This is a genomic window from Hyphomonas sp., from assembly GCF_041398385.1.
In the GTDB taxonomy this organism is placed as follows: domain Bacteria; phylum Pseudomonadota; class Alphaproteobacteria; order Caulobacterales; family Hyphomonadaceae; genus Hyphomonas.
The window spans coordinates 434,846-451,758 of sequence record NZ_JAWKUW010000001.1 but is presented as its reverse complement, the minus strand read 5'-3'; the positions used below and the strand labels follow the sequence as shown (position 1 = coordinate 451,758).

At 63.9% G+C, this 16,913-nt stretch carries 15 protein-coding genes; 9 read left to right on the top strand and 6 right to left on the bottom strand.

What is annotated here, in order from left to right:
• The first annotated feature begins 43 nt into the window (after positions 1 to 43).
• Both pepN and R3C13_RS02165 read left to right on the top strand, forming a co-directional pair.
• Positions 44 to 2,620, top strand: coding sequence for an aminopeptidase N (gene pepN / locus R3C13_RS02170; RefSeq protein ID WP_371309152.1), 2,577 nt, complete (start codon positions 44 to 46; stop codon positions 2,618 to 2,620).
• Between the two features lie 111 nt (positions 2,621 to 2,731).
• The gene (locus R3C13_RS02165; protein ID WP_371309151.1) at positions 2,732 to 5,113 is read left to right on the top strand and encodes a PAS domain-containing sensor histidine kinase; all 2,382 of its coding nucleotides are present in this window, start codon (positions 2,732 to 2,734) and stop codon (positions 5,111 to 5,113) included.
• 3 nt (positions 5,114 to 5,116) lie between these two features.
• On the opposite strand, the gene R3C13_RS02160 is transcribed toward R3C13_RS02165, so the two are convergent.
• The 5 genes from R3C13_RS02160 to R3C13_RS02140 all read right to left on the bottom strand — a co-directional run bounded on the left by R3C13_RS02160 (position 5,117) and on the right by R3C13_RS02140 (position 9,491).
• Positions 5,117 to 5,722 (bottom strand): histidine phosphatase family protein, encoded by a 606-nt coding sequence (locus R3C13_RS02160; RefSeq protein ID WP_371309150.1) that lies wholly within the window; start codon positions 5,720 to 5,722, stop codon positions 5,117 to 5,119.
• Positions 5,723 to 5,727: 5 nt separating this feature from the next.
• Entirely contained in the window at positions 5,728 to 6,537 is an 810-nt protein-coding gene (locus R3C13_RS02155) for a 3-deoxy-manno-octulosonate cytidylyltransferase (RefSeq protein ID WP_371309149.1), read from the bottom strand.
• Positions 6,538 to 6,546: 9 nt separating this feature from the next.
• Positions 6,547 to 6,993: a hypothetical protein gene (locus R3C13_RS02150; protein ID WP_371309148.1), complete on the bottom strand. Its 447-nt coding sequence runs from the start codon at positions 6,991 to 6,993 to the stop codon at positions 6,547 to 6,549.
• A 147-nt stretch (positions 6,994 to 7,140) separates the two neighbouring features.
• On the bottom strand, positions 7,141 to 9,132 hold the full coding sequence (locus R3C13_RS02145) for a M56 family metallopeptidase (RefSeq protein WP_371309147.1): 1,992 nt from the start codon (positions 9,130 to 9,132) through the stop codon (positions 7,141 to 7,143).
• Positions 9,129 to 9,491, bottom strand: a complete 363-nt coding sequence (locus tag R3C13_RS02140; protein WP_371309146.1) for a BlaI/MecI/CopY family transcriptional regulator — start codon at positions 9,489 to 9,491, stop codon at positions 9,129 to 9,131. Before R3C13_RS02140 ends, R3C13_RS02145 begins: the two co-directional genes overlap by 4 nt.
• A 219-nt stretch (positions 9,492 to 9,710) precedes the next feature.
• Here R3C13_RS02140 and R3C13_RS02135 point away from each other — a divergent pair, with 219 nt between their 5' ends.
• The 3 genes from R3C13_RS02135 to R3C13_RS02125 all read left to right on the top strand — a co-directional run bounded on the left by R3C13_RS02135 (position 9,711) and on the right by R3C13_RS02125 (position 13,325).
• On the top strand, positions 9,711 to 10,436 hold the full coding sequence (locus tag R3C13_RS02135) for a DUF4197 domain-containing protein (protein WP_371309145.1): 726 nt from the start codon (positions 9,711 to 9,713) through the stop codon (positions 10,434 to 10,436).
• Complete coding sequence (locus R3C13_RS02130; protein ID WP_371309144.1) at positions 10,436 to 11,413, top strand: alpha/beta fold hydrolase; 978 nt, start codon at positions 10,436 to 10,438, stop codon at positions 11,411 to 11,413. Before R3C13_RS02135 ends, R3C13_RS02130 begins: the two co-directional genes overlap by 1 nt.
• An 88-nt stretch (positions 11,414 to 11,501) precedes the next feature.
• On the top strand, positions 11,502 to 13,325 hold the full coding sequence (locus tag R3C13_RS02125) for an SLC13 family permease (RefSeq protein ID WP_371309143.1): 1,824 nt from the start codon (positions 11,502 to 11,504) through the stop codon (positions 13,323 to 13,325).
• A 6-nt stretch (positions 13,326 to 13,331) separates the two neighbouring features.
• On the opposite strand, the gene R3C13_RS02120 is transcribed toward R3C13_RS02125, so the two are convergent.
• Positions 13,332 to 13,799, bottom strand: a complete 468-nt coding sequence (locus tag R3C13_RS02120; protein ID WP_371309142.1) for a MarR family winged helix-turn-helix transcriptional regulator — start codon at positions 13,797 to 13,799, stop codon at positions 13,332 to 13,334.
• A gap of 86 nt (positions 13,800 to 13,885) precedes the next feature.
• Between R3C13_RS02120 and hppD the strand changes: the two genes are divergently transcribed.
• The 4 genes from hppD to R3C13_RS02100 all read left to right on the top strand — a co-directional run bounded on the left by hppD (position 13,886) and on the right by R3C13_RS02100 (position 16,876).
• Positions 13,886 to 14,977 carry a 4-hydroxyphenylpyruvate dioxygenase gene (gene hppD, locus R3C13_RS02115; protein ID WP_371309141.1) on the top strand — a complete coding sequence of 364 codons (1,092 nt, stop codon included), beginning with the start codon at positions 13,886 to 13,888 and terminating at the stop codon, positions 14,975 to 14,977.
• Positions 14,974 to 15,171 carry a hypothetical protein gene (locus R3C13_RS02110; RefSeq protein WP_371309140.1) on the top strand — a complete coding sequence of 66 codons (198 nt, stop codon included), beginning with the start codon at positions 14,974 to 14,976 and terminating at the stop codon, positions 15,169 to 15,171. The genes hppD and R3C13_RS02110 overlap by 4 nt, the downstream gene beginning before the upstream one ends.
• 10 nt (positions 15,172 to 15,181) lie before the next feature.
• On the top strand, positions 15,182 to 15,733 hold the full coding sequence (locus tag R3C13_RS02105; protein WP_371309139.1) for a VOC family protein: 552 nt from the start codon (positions 15,182 to 15,184) through the stop codon (positions 15,731 to 15,733).
• A 132-nt stretch (positions 15,734 to 15,865) separates the two neighbouring features.
• Positions 15,866 to 16,876, top strand: coding sequence for a fumarylacetoacetate hydrolase family protein (locus R3C13_RS02100; RefSeq protein WP_371309138.1), 1,011 nt, complete (start codon positions 15,866 to 15,868; stop codon positions 16,874 to 16,876).
• Positions 16,877 to 16,913 lie beyond the last annotated feature (37 nt).

The following is a 16,913-nucleotide window of genomic DNA, read 5'->3' as shown; positions in this document are numbered from 1 at the left end:
GTCCTATCTCAGACCCACCGTTTTCTTTCCCTCCGGAGTTCCCATGCGCACCGAAGCTCCCGTCGCCGTCCATTTGTCCGACTATGCGCCGTTCCCATTCCAGATTGACCAGGTGAACCTTGAGTTCGACCTCGATCCCGACGCGACGCGGGTAAAGGCGACGCTGGCGATCCGCCGCTCCGGCGCTGCGGATGCGGGGCTGACGCTCGATGGCCAGGGCCTGAAACTGATGAAGATCGCAATTGACGGGGCGCCGCTCGATCCGTCCGCCTATACGGTGGAGGAGGAGCGCCTGGTGATCCCGTCAGTGCCGGATGCCTTCACCCTGACCACGGAAGTTGAAATCGCTCCGGCGAAGAACACGGCTCTCTCCGGCCTTTACATGTCCGGCGGCCGCTTCTGTACCCAGTGCGAAGCCGTCGGCTTCCGCCGCATCACCTATTATCCGGACCGTCCGGACGTGATGAGCGCCTTCCATGTCCGCATGTCGGCAGACAAGAAGAAGTATCCGATCCTCCTCTCCAACGGGACGCCCGGTGAAAGCGGAGACGAGAAGGGTGGGCGTCACTTCGCCACCTGGGACGACCCGCACAAGAAGCCGTCCTATCTCTTCGCGCTCTGTGCCGGCGATTACGACGTCTATCGCGACCGCTTCACCACGATGAATGGTGACGAAATCGCGCTCGCCATTCATGTCGACAAGGGCGACGCCGAGCGCGCCGCCTGGGCCATGGACAGCCTCAAGCGCTCGATGAAATGGGATGAGGAAGTTTACGGTCGCGCCTATGACCTTGGCGTGTTCAACATCGTGGCCGTGCGCGACTTCAATTTCGGCGCCATGGAAAACAAAGGCCTCAACGTCTTCAACTCCGCCTATGTGCTGGCGGACGAGGCAACGGCCACCGATGCGGACTTTGAAGCCATCGAAAGCATCGTCGCCCACGAATACTTCCATAACTGGACCGGCAACCGCATCACCTGCCGCGACTGGTTCCAGCTCTGCCTGAAGGAAGGCCTGACGGTCTTCCGCGACCAGAACTTCTCCGCCGACATGCGCTCGCGCCCGGTGCAGCGCATCAAGGACGTGATCCGCCTCCGGGCCCGTCAGTTTGCGGAAGATGCCGGCCCGCTCGCACACTCCGTGCGTCCGGACACCTATGCCTCGATCGACAATCTCTACACCGCGACCGTGTATGAGAAGGGCGCGGAGATCATCGGCATGCTCCGCAGGATGATCGGCGAAGAACAGTATCGCAAGGGTATGGATCTCTATTTCGAGCGTCATGACGGCGAAGCGGTGACGATCGAAGACTTCTATAAGTGCTTTGAAGATGTGACCGGAGAGGATTTCGCTGCCTTCCGCCGCTGGTACGCTCAGGCCGGCACGCCTGAGGTGACGGTCGCCGAAACATGGAATCCCGATACGAACGAAATCGAGATTACCCTGTCGCAGAAAACGGCGCCGACACCGGGACAGCCAGACAAGAAAGCGGTTCCCATTCCGCTGCAAATGGCGCTGGTCGATGGCGAAGGCAATCTCGCGGAATGGATGACGCTGCTCGAAGACGAAGACGTCACCCTGACCATGGAATTGCCAGAAGGCACCGGGCGTCCGCTCGTCTCGGTCAACCGCGATTTCTCCGCGCCCGTCCGCCTGAAGCGCGACCTGACGCGAGATCAGCGCCTTGCGCTGGTCCGTGCAGAGACGGATCCGTTCAACAAGTGGGATGGCGTTCAGTCACTCGTCAAAGAGGAAATCCTCGCCTTGTCCGAGGGCAGCCAGGCCGAACCTGACAGCGCGCTGGTCGATGCGCTCGGCGGGGCGGTGGAGCAGGCCGCCGGCGATCCGGCCTACGCGGCCTTGCTGACGCGCCTTCCGGATGTCGGGGAGCTCTTCCTCGAGCGCCAGCCAGCCGATGCTGTGGCACTCAACGCAGCCCGCCGCAAGCTGCAGACGGCTCTGGCCGCACGGCTTGGCCCCTTCATCGCCGAAACGCTCGGCAAGCCGACGCCAACGCCTTACGATCCGGGTGCGGAACAGGCGGGGGTCCGTGCCCTGCGCACGGCATTGATCGTCCTTCTGGGCGTTGCGAAGGAGCCTTCCGCTCCGGCGATGCTTGAGCGTCTCTATAGTGAGGCGACCAACATGACCGAACAGATCGCCGCGCTCCGCGCCCTCTGTGTTCAGGGGGGCGGGGCCGCAACGGCACCGCTCGCCAAGTTCGAAGTGGAGTGGAAGTCCAATCCGCTCGTCATGGACAAATGGTTCGCCGTCCAGGCATCGACCGGGACAGCGGAGACCGTGGCCAAGCTCGCCGCTCATCCGGCATTCGACCTGCTCAATCCGAACCGTGTCCGCTCTGTCGTCGCCACCTTTGCGATGCAGAATCTGGCAGCTTTTCACGCGCCGGACGGATCGGGCTATCGCGCGGTCGAAACGATCGTCCTGTCGGCGGACAAGGCCAACCCGGCCCTCGGCGCCCGGCTGTTGACCGCATTCGAGCAATGGCGCGTGCTGGAGCCGAAGGCGAAAGCGGCAGCCGAAGCGACGCTGAAGCGTCTCCAGGCGGCGGACCTCTCTCCAAACTCGGCCGATATCGTTGCCCGCGCGCTGGGCTGAGTCCAGGTATCGTTAACGAATCTGTCTGTTTCGTTAACGAACGGGCAAGGATTCCAGCCGAGAACAGAGTGTGCGCGCTTGCGATCCGCCCTGCGCAATCGGGGTAAGCCATTGGCCAAGAAAGACCGATTTTCCCAGCCAGAACAGGCTGTTGGCGATGTGTCAGCGGCCGAATCGGCGCGCCTGAAATGGACGATTGCCGCCGTCATCGCCCTCCTGGCCATCGCGCTCGGTCTCAAGGCCTGGGACGAGCACCAGCGCGCGGATGCGGATCTGCTGAATTCGTTGCAGGCTGAATCTTTCGCGCTGGCCGGCCGGATCGAAGGCCGGGCTGAAATGGTCGAGACAGCCATCAGGCTGGTTGCCGAAGGCAGCGCGTCCGGTTCCTCCGTTGCCGCGAATACGCCAGGCGTCGATGTTGTCGTGTCGCTGAACGACGCGGCCCTCGCGCCTGAGGGCAGCCGCCTCAAATCTGCCGCCGAAGTTGCGGAAGCGCTGTTCACCGCCGAACAGCGGGCCGGCCTCACCGATTTCGGCGACATTGTTCTCGTGTCGAGGGTTGGCAAGCGGACCATGGTCGCACTTGCGCCTGCGGGCACCTGGCTCCCGGCATCGGCGGGCGCCCATCAGGTCTCGCTCATCCATGAGGGCCGCAAGGTGCTCGCCGGTGATCCGAATGTGCGGCCCGCCGGTGGTCTTTCGCCGCCACGCTCCGCGCATTTCGCGCGCGGCTCCGGCCTTGAACGGTCGGCTGCGGCCTGCACCAGGATTTCCGGTGGCGCGCTTGCCGTCTGCACGGCGGTGCGTGCCGACCTCCTGACCATCGACGACCTCATCAGCCTGTCGATCTTCGCGCTTCTGTTGCTGGCGCCGATGCTGGCTATCATCGGCCTCATGAACCGGCTTTTGCGCACGAAGACAGAGACGATTGTCGAGGCCGTGCGCGACGAAACCGCCGACCGTATCATGACGACCGTGATGCGGGGCGCGCGCGCCGGTTACTGGGAATGGACGGACAATATGGACGCCATCTTCCTCAGCGAGGCGACCGGCGAACTGTTCGGACGACGTGACCTCGGCAAGGTGCGCGTGGATGAACTCCTGCCTCTGGTTCACCCGGAACATCATGCCCGTGTGCGCGACGCCTTTCTGAAATCCCGCAGCATCGGCTGGATCCAGGTGAGCTTTGCTACCGCCGAGTCCCCGCATCGCTGGATCGAACTGCGCGGGGCGCAGACCGATACGGATGCGGGCTCGGTGTTCGGCGGCATCGCGCTCGACATTACCGAACGCAGGCAGGCAGAAGACCGCGTGAAAGCGGCCGAGCGGCGCCTGCGCAATGCCATCGAAGGCTTCAACGGCCCGTTCTCCCTGTGGGACAATCGCAAGCGGCTTCTCTACTGGAACCGCGCTTTTGCCACCGATTTCCGCCTCACGGACACCCTGCGTCCGGGCATGTCGCACCAGACCGTGGCCATCGCCCGCGCAGGCGCGATCCGGTCCGAACGTCAGTCCTCGGAAGACTCGCAGACGCTGCTCGTCTGCCTTCAGAACGGCCGCTGGCTGAAGCTGGTCGAACGCCCCACACCGGATGGCGGCCTCATCACGGTTGGCATCGATGTCACCGAGAACGTCCTCAACGAAGAAGAACTGAAGCGCCAGAAGGAACGCATGCGCAAGGCCGTGCTGGACCTTGAGCGCTCAGAAGGCCGTGCGGGCGAACTTGCCCGGAAGTACTCGGAAGAAAAAGCAAAGGCGGAACACGCCGCCAATTCCAAGTCTGCCTTCCTTGCCAATATGAGCCATGAGCTGCGCACGCCGCTCAATGCCATCAACGGCTTCTCGGAAATCCTGGCGCACGAACTCTACGGGCCCCTCGGTGACAATCGCTACAAGGGCTATGCGCAGGACATCCTGACATCTGGCCAGCACCTGCTCGACATGATCAACGACATTCTCGACATGGCGAAGATTGAAGCCGGCAAAATGACGATCAATCCGCAGCCGATCGATCCGGTCGAGCCGGTGGATGCGGCCGTGCGCATGATCCGCAGCAAGGCGGCCGACAAGAATGTCGACCTGGTCCTCGATACCCAGCCGGGCCTGCCGGAGATCGACGCCGACCATCGCGCGATCCGCCAGATGGTTCTGAATCTCATTTCGAACGCCATCAAGTTCACCGACGCCGGCGGCACGATCACGGTCGCGGTGCAGCAGCGCGGCCCGGAAATCCTCGTCTCGGTCACCGATACCGGCATCGGTATCCCGGCCGAAGACCTGCCGCGCCTTGCCAAGCCATTCGAGCAGGTGTCAGGCACGCGCGACCGCAATTACGAAGGCACCGGCCTCGACCTCGCGCTGACCAAATCCTTCGCGGAAATGCACGGTGGCCGGATGATCCTGTCCTCGATCGAGGGCGAGGGCACGACCGTTTCCTTCACGCTGCCGATCGAAGGGCCGGACAGCGTTGCCATCGACCGCGAAGTCGCCTGACCGTCAGGCCGGGCGCTGGTTCCAGCTGACGATCCGGCTCTGTCCTCCGTCCACGATCACTTCGCCCCAGGCCCCGGTTTTCAGCTTGCGGTCAAGATCGGCGGGCTTGTCCTTCACGACGCCCGGCAGGAAACGGGCCACGCCATTGCTGGTCACGACCAGAATGATGGCGTCTTCCGGCATATTGGAGGCCCTCGTGATCAGCCTGCGCCAGCCATCGCGGATGCCTGCAACGTCGACCTTCCAGCCGTCCGGCACTTTCCCGTCTTCATCCCAGGCCCGGATCGCCGCTTCGCCCAGCCGGGCGACGACCTCCTCCTCTGGCTGGTTCTCATCGGGTCCGTAGTCGACTTCTCTCAGGAAGGGCAATTCTTCCAGGTCCGGACTGCCGTTACAGGCGTCTAGGATCGCCTGGGCCGTCTCGCGCGTGCGCTGCAAGGCGGAGCAATAGGCCGCCGTAAACGGCGTTCCGGCAAAATGTGCGGCCAGCGCCGTCGCCTGCGCCTTGCCGGATATCGACAGGGGCAGGTCGGTGCGGCCGCCGACACGGGTGACGGTATCGCCCTTGTCGAACGTATTTCCGTGCCGGCAGACAATGATCCGTGCCATGAGGGTCAGGCGTCCAGCGGGTCGCCGAGCTCGGCCACGAGGCGCTCGGCCAGCGCGACGTCTTCCGCCGTGTCGATGCCGGGTATGGCGATCCGGTCCGGCGTGACCTCCACGCACTGGATGCTCATGCCGTTTTCCAGCAGGCGCAGCTGCTCAAGACCTTCCAGCTGTTCATAGTCGCCCTCCGGCAGGCTCACATACCGGCGCAGCGCATCGAGGCGATAGGCATAGAGCCCGATATGACGGCAGACCGGCGACACTCCGCCCTTTGCCCGCAGCGCAGCTTCCTTGCGCATCGCGGGAATAAGGTTCTTCGAAAACCACAGCGCCCGCCCGTCGCGGTCGTGTACCAGCGTCGTTCCCGAAAACGGGGTTTCCTTCTTGTGCAGGCGGAACTCGTCCAGCGCGGCCCAGCTGAGGCGCACGTATGGCGTGGCGGCGTCCGCACCGGAGTCGCGCGCGGCTTTGGCGACGGCAATCACATGATCGGGCGGCGTGAAGGGCGAGTCGCCCTGAAGGTTGACGACAACATCCGGCGCGGCGCCGAGCGCATCTGCGGCCGCGAGCGCCCGGTCGGTGCCGGACGGCAGGGCCGGGTCGGTCATCACGACCGGAATGCCGAGGTCTCGGCAATGGGTTTCGATCCGCGTGTCGTCCGTTGCGACGACGCTTTCCGCGTTGCCCAGTGCCGTGGCCGCGCGCGCCGCCATCGCTGCCACGCGCGACACCATGCTCCGGCCCGCAATCTCGACAAGCGGCTTGCCCGGCAGGCGCTGGGACGCATAGCGCGCCGGAACGACGATCAGGGTACGCATGATGAAATCCTAGTCGTCCGTCGCGTCGTCGAATTCGCCGTTGCGCATGTCCTGCATCAGGCCGATGACGGGGCCCACCCATTCCAGCGCCTCGTCATTGACGCCTTCCTTCCTCAGGAATTCGGTAAAGGCCGGCACGAATTCGGGGCGCTGGCCGCACTGATCCATCGCCGCCTGCAGTTCGGGCAGGACGATGTCGTTGAAGGAATAGGCGAACCTGCGCAGCTTGTCTGTCTTGCCCATCAGGCTCATCGCCGTGACCGGATTGATGCCGCCATCCTCGCGCGCAAGCCGCTTCAGATCGTTGATCAGCCCGCGATTTTCCCCGGCAAATTTCTTCAGCACCTTGTCGGTCTTGTAGTCGATCCATTCGGCGGTGCAGGGTTCCGGTTCCATTGTGGCGCAGGCCGCCAGCGGAACGAGGCAGACGGCGAGGGCGGCGAGGCGCACTTTCATGACAGGACCACTCCTTGGGTTCGTCCGCACACTAGTGCGCGCGGCCCGGCCTGCAAAGCCTGTGCGTCAGCCATAAAAAATGCCCCGGCGCAGAGCGAGCGCCGGGGCCTTGCAATCCGGTGGGAACCTGTCCCGCCGGCCGCGGAGTCAGTTGTCCGAACCTTCGAGTTCGCTGTCGTCGCCGACCTGGTCGCGGAACGAATCCTTTTCTTCCGGGGTCAGGCTGGAGCTGGTCGTCACGATCGTCATGACTTTCGATGAGCGCAGCGTATCCTTGTCTCCTTTGACGCAGACGATTTTCATGTCTTTCCCGGCTTCCAGGTTGCGCGAGATGATACGGGTTTCGCCGTCAGCGAGATTTGCGTCCTTGCACTCGTCGACCATCTCGTCGAGGGCGTCGGTCTTCAGCTCGATGGTTGTTTCAAAGTCTTCGCCGAAGCGGCTCTCGATGATGGCTTCCAGCCTTGCGGCATGTTCTTCCATCTTGGCTTCGGCTTCCGCGCTCAGCATTTCGATCCGGGGCTCGAGCTCTGCTTCGTGCGCTGCGGCGCGGGCTTCGATACGTTCGCCCCAGGCTTCCATCCGGGCGCCGAATTCCTCACCCCAGGCTTCCATGCGTTCATCGAAGGAGTCGGCCCACTCTTCCCCGCGGGCTTCCCATTCGGCTTCCAGCGCTTCGCGTTCCTCGTCGGACATGTCCGAGTAGAAGTCGAAGGCCATGCGTATGCCGTCGCTGTCGATAACCGGCAGATCCTTGATCTCCAGCATGATCGACTGCAGCTCCGCTTCGTCTTCCGGGGTCAGGGCGAAAGCGACGGCTTCCAGCGACATCTGTGCGGCCAGATCGCCAATCTTCGCGCCCTCTTCGGCCATCAGGGCGGAGAGGTGATCGATCTCGGCCTGTTCGGCGTCGGACAATTCATAGTCGCCGAACGGTTCGCCGAGAATGACGATCTGACGGTCCTTGACCTTCTCGCCATCGATATAGATGCCGCCGTCTTCGACGGTCAGGCCGGTGACCGTGAGGTCTTGTTCCGGTTCGCCGGCATTGGCGGTCACTGAGGAGGTGCAGGCCAGGGCGCCGGCGCCGAGCAGCACGGCGGCGGACGCGCCGATCAGGCGTCTCGAACGGGACGGGGTCGGGTGGGTCATACGGCTCAACCTTTCTTTCAGAGCATGTGTCAGGGGCAGGCCTGCGGCGGCCGGCAGGCGTTCCTGCGAGGCGGACCGGACGGCCTTGATCAGCGTGGCGCCATAGGCGTGCGGCGAGGCCGCGCCCGAGCGAATGACATCGGCATCGCAGGCCGCTTCCTGGTCGGTCCGGAATGCCCGCCGGGCGGCATAGGCAAGCGGATTGAACCAGAGCAGGGCGACGCAGATTTCAGCAATCTGCAGGGCCCAGAGATCGCCCCGGCGGACATGCGCCAGTTCGTGGGCCAGGGCAGCGCGCTGTTGCGTTTCGTCATAATCATTCTCGAACCAGGCCGGCAGCAGCACGACCGGGCGCAACAGGCCCGTCACCAGAGGACCGGACGAGATGAGGCTCGACGCGATCACCGGCAGGCGCTTCAGGCCGACCTGCGCGCCGACCGCGCCGGCAATCATGTTCAGCCGCGGCGAGACCGACACGGCCTCGCGCTTCACCGTCTGCATGAAGCCGTAATGGCGCCACAGGCTGAGGCCGAAGCAGAAGATCGCCCCGCCAGCCCACACGATGAACAAGGCTGGCACAGCCAGTTCGCTCACCATGTCCCAGGACAGCTCAGGGGTGCCGGCCTGTTCTGACACCACCCCGGAAAGGGTTGCCGGAGGCAGCGCCGCAGGGGCTGGCGGAGCCACGACAAAAGCGAGGTTCCCCGCCTCGCCCGCGTGAACTTCAGGACTGAGGGGCAGTGTGTCCTGAGGTGTCGGTGTGTTTGCAGATGGCCAGCGCAGGAACGACATGACCGAAACCGGCACGGTCAGCGGCGGCAGGAACAGCCGCGCCACCGGGATCGCCCACAGGGCATAGGCCACGCCTGCCCCGAAATGCCGCGCCACCGCTTTGCGGCTGACCAGCACCAGGGCCAGCAACAATGAAACGGCGATCAGCGTCTGAAGGACGGAGTTCGCATCGTGGAAAAAGAATCCCCCCGTCATTTCTTCAGCTCCCCCAGCAGGCGTTCGAGTTCTGCAATGTCCTCAGGCGTCAGGCCCCGGCTGTCGGCCAGATGCGCGACCAGCGGCGCGGCGCGTCCGGAGAAGACCCGGTCGACGAACTGGCGCGCGGCCTTCGACTTGTAGGAATCCTCGGTGATCATCGGGAAGTAGAGGTACCGGCGGCCATCTTCCTCAGTGCTGAGGGCGCCCTTTTCAACGAGCCGCGCCAGCAGGGTTTTCACCGTGCGGCTGGTCCAGTGCTTCTCATCGCCGAGCGCTTCATGGACATCCGCGGCCGCGAGGCCGGGCGTCTTCCACAGGACGCTCATCACATCGAGTTCAGCGGCGGAGATCTTCATGATAACACTCCCCTTAAGACTACAGATGTGGTCTAATTCATGACTACAAGCGTGGTCAACCGGATTCTTATCGTTTTTCGTGACAAGTTCGTAAGAGTGGATTTCGCTGCAATGCACGTGACGCGGTGCCTTCTATTCCGGCAGCGCGTCGGGTAGGCTTGGTAAACGAGGCGCGGCCTGCTGCCTCCTGCATAAAGGTAGAGGGTGATGAGACGAGCCATGCTTGGGGCCCTGGCGCTGGCGCTGCTGACGCCGGGATGTGCCGACACCGGCACCAATGCGGAATTTGGCCGCGTTCTGGGAGAGGTTCTCGGCGCCACCACGACTCAGGGCGCGCTCACCAATGCCGAGATCGACGCCGGCCTGCGCGAAGCGCTGACCGTCGGCACGAATCTCGTGGCCGGCCAGCTCGGCCGCACCGATGGCTATTTCGCCGACCCGAAAGTCCACATCCCGCTGCCCAGGACCTACCGCAACATCCAGACGAACCTCTCGAAGATCGGCGCCAGCGGCCCGCTCGATGATCTTGAGCTGCGGATGAACCGCGCGGCGGAGGCCGCGGTGCCGCAAGGCAAGCAACTGATCCTTGGCGCCATCCGCCAGATGACCATCGAGGATGCACTGAACATCCTGAAGGGCGGCGACACGGCAGCGACCGATTTCCTCCGTGCCAAGACGGAGACCCAGCTGCGCACCGCCTTCACGCCTTATGTGAAAGACGCGCTGGCAAAGTCCGGTGCATTCACGTCCATGGAAAGCGTCGCCAGCCAGTATGGCGTCGGCGGCGTCACCTCCAACCTGCAGTCCGATCTGACCACCTATGCGGTCGATCTCGGCCTCGACGGCATTTTTCTTTATGTCGCCGAGGAAGAAAAGAAGATCCGCGAGAATCCGCTCGCCAGGACGACGGACCTGCTCCGCCGGGTGTTCGGGACGCCTGTCTGATGCGCCGTTTTGCCGTGGACATGAAGGCGGGCGGCCAGCTCGCCGGGATCGAATTCGGCGATCCCATCAAACCGTTCGCTGCCGTCTGGCTGCATGCGACCGGCTTCAATGCCATGACGTACCAGTCGATGCTTGCCCCGCTTGGCCTGCGCCAGCGCGTCGCGGCGCTCGACATGCGTGGACATGGCCGGTCCACGATGCCGGCAAAGCCCGGCAAGATGAAAACCTGGAACCGCTACCGCGACGACGTCATCGAGTGGCTGGAGAAAGAGGCTCCGCATGGCGTGGTGCTTGGCGGCCATTCCATGGGCGGCACGGTTGCGCTTCTGGTTGCCGGCAAGCGTCCGGACCTGGTGAAGGGTCTGGTGCTGGCCGATCCGGTGATCCTCTCGCGCACCATGTATTTCTGGAAGCACGTCTTCCCGCCGGCCTCCTGGCTCGTGCACCGCAGCCCGCTGGCGAAAAACGCGCGCAAGCGCCGGGCCGATTTCGGCTCGTTCCGCGAAGCGCTGGAATCCTATAGCGGCCGTGGCGCGTTCCAGTCCTGGCGCGAACCCTTCCTCGCCGACTACCTGCTCGACGGGATCGACCGGGCAGACCACAACTCCGCCGACAGTCCGGACCAGACCTGGCGGCTTCTTTGCGCGCCGAAATGGGAAGCGGCGACCTTCCGCGCCCAGCGCAACACTCCCTGGGCGGCGATGAAGAAAGTGCGCAAGCACAAGATCCCGATCACCATCCTCCGGCCGAACGGATCCTCGGTCATCTCGCCGAAAGTGCGGGCCCAGATCATCCTGCTGAATCAGGGCCTCATCATGAGGGGCGTGCGGGGCGTCTCGCACTTCCTTCCGATGGAAGCGCCCTATGAAGTGCGGGATGTCCTGTCGGCCTATATCGCGCGCCTCGTAGAGCGGTTCACGCTGGAAGAAGACACGCACGTCGCCCGGACGCTGAGCGCACCCCGCAGGCGGGCCTGAGGCGCTCAACACGCCTTTCAGGCGTCCTCAATTCCCGGCCATTCCGAACTGCGCTAAGAAACATCGTTCCTTCGGAGTTTGAGGCCCTATGCTGGCCGGCCTGGTAGCGTTTTTTTCCTCTCAGCCCTTCCAGATCGGTGCCGTGATCGTCCTCACGGCGATCGTGTTCTTCGGTTTTATCCGGGAACGCATCCCGCCGGACATCGTCGCCCTGCTGGCCATGGGCGCGGTGATGGCGCTGCAGATCCTGAACGTCCGCGAGGTGTTTGCCGTCTTCTCGAATCCGGCGCCCATCACCATCGGGGCCATGTTCGTCCTTTCGGCAGCGCTCGAGCGCACGGGCGTCATTGCAGCAGGCGGCACGCTCGTCTCACGGCTCGCGAAAGGCGCGCCGCCCTTCGTCACGGTCCTCTGCATGATGCTGGGCGTGATTGTCCTCTCGGCGTTCGTCAACAACACGCCGGTGGTCGTCATTCTCATTCCGGTGATGGTTCACCTGTCGCACACCCTTGGCATACCGCCCTCCAAACTCCTTATTCCCTTGTCCTTCGCGGCAATCCTCGGCGGCACGACCACTCTGATCGGCACCTCCACCAATATTGTGGTCGACGGTGTGGCGCAGGAGGCGGGGCTTGCGCCATTCGGCATGTTCGAGATTACCGCAGCCGGTGCGATCATGGCACTTGCGGGCGCGCTCTACATGGCGCTCATCGGACCGTTCCTGCTGCCGGTGCGGGAGTCGCTGTCCAGCCTCCTGCCCGATGCCAGTCAGCGCCGGTTCCTGGCCCAGATCCTCATTCCCATGGGCTCGGTCCTGGTCGGCAAGACGCTCGCCGAAACCGGCTTCGGCGCGTCCAAGGGATTTTCCGTCATCGACGTCTTCCGCGACGGCGTATCCCTGCGGGCAAACCTGAAAGACATCATCCTGCAGGCCGGTGACCGCGTCGTGCTGCGCACACCGGTCGCCGAAATGCTGACCCTGCGTGACGAGGGGCATATCGCCGTCGGCGCCTCGGCCGACCGCAAGCCCGCCTTCGAACCGATCCAGACCAGCGAGACGGTCATCATGGAAGGCGTGATCGGTCCCCAGTCGCGGCTCGTCGGCCGCCGCCTCGCCGGTCTTGGCCTTGCGCGCCTCTACAGCGTCTACGTCCTCGCCATCCACCGGCGCGGCGAGAACGTCACCCGCCAGATGGACGATGTGCGCTTTGAAATCGGCGATACAGTTCTGCTCGAAGGCCCGCCGCGCGGCATGCGGGCCATGTTCGATGACGGCATGCTCAACAATCTCACCGGCGCGACCGACCGCGCGTTCCGGCGGGACAAGGCGGTCATCGCGATCGGGGCCATCCTGATCGTCGTGCTGCTGGCGGCACTGGGGATCTTCCCGATTGCGCCACTTGCCCTGACCATGGCGGCGCTTGTCGTCGCGTTGGGCTGCATCGACCATCAGGAGGCCTACCGCGCGATCCGCTGGGATGTCCTCATGCTGATCTTCGGCATGCTGGTCCTCGGCCAGGCGATGGAGGCGACCGGTGCGGCCGGACTGTTCGTGGTCCAGCTATCCCGCCTGACCGAAGGCCTCGGGCCGCTCGCCACGCTCGCCGTCATCTATTTCGTTGCCATGGTCCTGACGGAAATGATCTCCAACACGGCGACGGCCATCCTGCTGACGCCCATCGCCATCGGCATCGCGCAGTCGCTGGGGGTCGATGCCCGGCCTTTCGTTGTCGCCATCATGTTCGCCGCCAGCGCGAGCTTCGCAACGCCCATCGGCTACCAGACCAATACGCTGGTCTACACCGCGGGCGGCTACAGGTTTTCCGACTTCCTGAAGATCGGGGTGCCGCTCAACCTCGTCATGTTCGCCGTGGCGATCTGGGTGATCCCGAAATTCTGGCCGCTGGGCTAGGGCGCCTTACCAGAGCGGGCGCTCGGGCGAGGCAGCGCCGGCCAGCTTCTCCATCAGGCGCTCCAGTTCGGCGCGCTCCGACGCGCTCAGCACATCGGTCAGCAGCTTTTCCTCCGACATCGCCATCGGCACGATCTCCTCGTACACGGACTGGCCGGTGCGGGTCAGGTAGAGCTTCGACCGGCGGCCATCGTCTTCAGATGCCTTGCGTTCGAGGTATCCGAGTTCGATCAGGCCGGCGACCGCGCGGCTCACCGCCACCTTGTCCATCGCCGTGCGCTGGCCGATCTCGGTCGCGCTGATGCCCGGCGTGTCGCCCGTGACGGCCATGGCGCGCCACTGCCAGATCGTCAGGCCAAACTCGCGGTCATAGATCTCCGCGATCCGCCGCGAGATCGTGTTCGACAACACGGACAGCCGGTATGGCAGGAACTCGCGCAGGCGCAGCGGCGGGCGGGAAGGCGTGTCAGGCATGGGCGATCCATTATCACTTGTCATCGGCCGATCAATTAGTTACATATGAAACTAATTTAGTCCACCGCTAACACTGGAGAGAACCCATGGCCGACCTGTTTGACAACCCCGCAGGGCTCGATGGATTTGAATTCATTGAGTTTTCCGCACCGGAAAAGGGCGTTCTGGAGCCGGTCTTCGAAACCATGGGCTTTACCAAGGTCGCGCGCCACCGTTCGAAGGACGTCGAACTCTGGCGCCAGGGCGGCATCAATCTGATCACCAATTACGAGCCGAAATCGGCGGCCTGGTATTTCTCGCGCGAGCATGGCCCGTCTGCCTGCGGCATGGGCTTCCGCGTGCGCGACGCCCGCAAGGCCTACAGGCATCTGCTGGAGCAGGGCGCAGAGCCCGTGCATGTCCAGACCGGCCCGATGGAACTCCACATCCCCGGCATCCGCGGCATCGGCAATTCGATCATCTACCTGATCGACCGCTATGGCGACGATCTCGACATCTATGACATCGACTTCGACTACCTGCCGGGCGTCGACAAGCACCCCGTCGGTGCCGGTTTCACGCTGATCGACCACCTCACTCACAACGTCTATGGCGGCCGCATGAAGTACTGGGCTGACTTCTACGAAAAGCTCTTCAACTTCCAGGAAATCCGCTATTTCGACATCAAGGGCGAATATACCGGCCTCACCTCCAAGGCGCTCACCGCCCCTGACGGCAAGATCCGCATTCCCCTCAACGAAGAAGGCAAGAGCGGCGGCGGCCAGATCGAGGAATTCCTGCGCGAGTTCAACGGCGAGGGCATCCAGCACATCGCCCTCATCTGCGACGACCTTGTCGCCTGCTGGGACAAGCTGAAGGAAAAGGGCGTGCCCTTCATGACGGCGCCGCCCGCCACTTACTACGAGATGCTGGAAGGCCGCTTGCCGGGCCATGGCGAGCCGGTGGACGCACTACAGGCGCGCGGCATCCTGCTCGACGGCACGACCGAAGGCGGCGATCCGCGCCTCTTGCTCCAGATCTTCGCCCAGCCGCAGATCGGCCCGGTCTTCTTCGAATTCATCCAGCGCAAGGGTGACTACAAGGAAGGCTTCGGCGAGGGTAATTTCAAGGCCCTGTTCGAATCCATCGAACGCGACCAGGTTGAGCGCGGTGTCATTGGTGTGAAAGAAGACGCATGAGCGAACCCGAGAAGAAACAATACCCGCCCTACGTCGAGGGCCTGTTCGGCGCCGGGATCGGCACGCTGCTGGGCGTCGCGCTCTGGCAGTTCGGCATGATCTCCGCGCCGGCCATTCCGGGCGTCACGCTCGGCCTCGGCCTGGGCAGCTGGTTCAATGCCTGGCGCCGCCAGCGCAATGCAGACAAACAATAGGGAGGCCACCATGACAGCCCCAGCCCCGCTGAAAGGCGTCCACCACGTCGCCTATCGCTGCAAGGATGCGAAAGAAACGGTCGAGTTCTATCAAAAAGCGCTCGGCATGGATTTCCAGCTCGCCATCGCGGAGGACAATGTGCCCTCCACCGGCGAGCATGATCCGTACATGCACATCTTCCTCGACGCCGGGAATGGCAATGTGCTGGCCTTCTTCGAATTGCCGACCCAGCCGGACATGGACCGCGACCGGAACACACCGCAATGGGTGCAGCATATCGCTTTCCGCGTCGGCTCTCTCGAAGAACTGATGGCGACAAAGGAACACCTGGAAGGCATGGGGCTCGAAGTCCTCGGCCCGACGCATCACGGCATCTTCAAGTCGATCTATTTCTTCGACCCCAACGGCCACCGCATCGAACTCGCCGCCGACATCGGCACGCCGGAACAGTATGCGCAGCTGAAATCCGTCGCCGAACCAATGATCGAGGAATGGACCGCCACGAAGAAGGCCCCCCGCCACGCCGCCTGGCTGCACGAGAAGATCGCGGACGAGAGCTGATTCAATTAGCGGCTCATCCTGAGCGAAGTCGAAGGATGCGCCGCGTGCGACGAACTTCCCCTTGATAATCACCAGACACCGGGCTCATCCTTCGACTTCGCTCAGGATGAGCCTGCACGCAGGAAACGCCCCATGAAACTCGCCACCCTTCGCAACGGCGCCCGCGACGGCCGCCTCGTCGTCGTCTCGAAAGACCTGACCCGCGCCACGGACGCCGCCTCCATCACACCGACGCTGCAGGCCGCGCTCGACAAATGGGATGTCTACGCCCCGCGCCTGCAGTTGCTGGCAGAGCAGGTGGAGCTGGGCAGTGTGCCCACTTTCCGCTTCCACGAGCATGACTGCGAAAGCCCGCTGCCCCGCGCCTATCAGTGGGCGGACGGCTCGGCCTATATCAATCACGTCGAACTCGTCCGGAAAGCGCGCGGCGCCGAAGTGCCGGACAGCTTCTACGATGACCCGTTGATGTACCAGGGCGGCTCAGACGCCTTCCTCGGCCCCCGCGATGCCATCCCGCTGGGCGATGTCGCCTGGGGCTGCGACATGGAAGGGGAAATCGCCGTCATCACGGATGATGTCCCCATGGGCGTCGCCGAGGCCGACGCGAGCGCCCACATCAAGCTCGTCCTGCTGTGCAATGACGTCTCGCTCCGCGGCCTCATCCCGGCCGAACTCGCCAAGGGCTTCGGCTTCTTCCAGTCGAAGCCGCCCTCCGCGTTCACGCCGGTCGCCGTCACGCCGGATGAGCTGGGCGATGCCTGGAAGGACAGCCTCGTCCACCTGCCCCTGCACGTCGATTACAACGGCCAGCCCTTCGGCCGGGCAGAGGCGGCGGTGGATGCGACCTTCAGCCTCGCCCGCCTCGTCGCTCATGCGGCCAAGACCCGTCCCCTCAGCGCCGGCACGATCATCGGCTCCGGCACCGTCTCCAACAAGGGCAGCGATGGCGGCCCCGGAAAACCGGTCAGCGAAGGCGGCCTCGGCTATTCCTGCATCGCCGAGATCCGCATGATCGAAACCATCGCCACCGGCGCGGCCAAGACCCCCTTCATGAAGCCCGGCGACACGGTGCGCATCGAGATGCTGGACAAGGCCGGACATTCGATCTTTGGCGCCATTGAACAAACCGTCGAGCAGGTCTAAACCTCCTGCTGCACCGCAACATGACCCTAGGGGAGGC

Coding starts and splice junctions, on each gene's coding strand:
- R3C13_RS02145 (WP_371309147.1), bottom strand. CDS start 9,132: ATGACGGGGGGATTCTTTTTCCACGATGCGAACTCCGTCCTTCAGACG.
- R3C13_RS02130 (WP_371309144.1), top strand. CDS start 10,436: ATGCGCCGTTTTGCCGTGGACATGAAGGCGGGCGGCCAGCTCGCCGGG.
- R3C13_RS02125 (WP_371309143.1), top strand. CDS start 11,502: ATGCTGGCCGGCCTGGTAGCGTTTTTTTCCTCTCAGCCCTTCCAGATC.
- pepN (WP_371309152.1), top strand. CDS start 44: ATGCGCACCGAAGCTCCCGTCGCCGTCCATTTGTCCGACTATGCGCCG.
- R3C13_RS02135 (WP_371309145.1), top strand. CDS start 9,711: ATGCTTGGGGCCCTGGCGCTGGCGCTGCTGACGCCGGGATGTGCCGAC.
- R3C13_RS02105 (WP_371309139.1), top strand. CDS start 15,182: ATGACAGCCCCAGCCCCGCTGAAAGGCGTCCACCACGTCGCCTATCGC.
- R3C13_RS02110 (WP_371309140.1), top strand. CDS start 14,974: ATGAGCGAACCCGAGAAGAAACAATACCCGCCCTACGTCGAGGGCCTG.
- hppD (WP_371309141.1), top strand. CDS start 13,886: ATGGCCGACCTGTTTGACAACCCCGCAGGGCTCGATGGATTTGAATTC.
- R3C13_RS02120 (WP_371309142.1), bottom strand. CDS start 13,799: ATGCCTGACACGCCTTCCCGCCCGCCGCTGCGCCTGCGCGAGTTCCTG.
- R3C13_RS02150 (WP_371309148.1), bottom strand. CDS start 6,993: ATGAAAGTGCGCCTCGCCGCCCTCGCCGTCTGCCTCGTTCCGCTGGCG.
- R3C13_RS02100 (WP_371309138.1), top strand. CDS start 15,866: ATGAAACTCGCCACCCTTCGCAACGGCGCCCGCGACGGCCGCCTCGTC.
- R3C13_RS02140 (WP_371309146.1), bottom strand. CDS start 9,491: ATGAAGATCTCCGCCGCTGAACTCGATGTGATGAGCGTCCTGTGGAAG.
- R3C13_RS02160 (WP_371309150.1), bottom strand. CDS start 5,722: ATGGCACGGATCATTGTCTGCCGGCACGGAAATACGTTCGACAAGGGC.
- R3C13_RS02155 (WP_371309149.1), bottom strand. CDS start 6,537: ATGCGTACCCTGATCGTCGTTCCGGCGCGCTATGCGTCCCAGCGCCTG.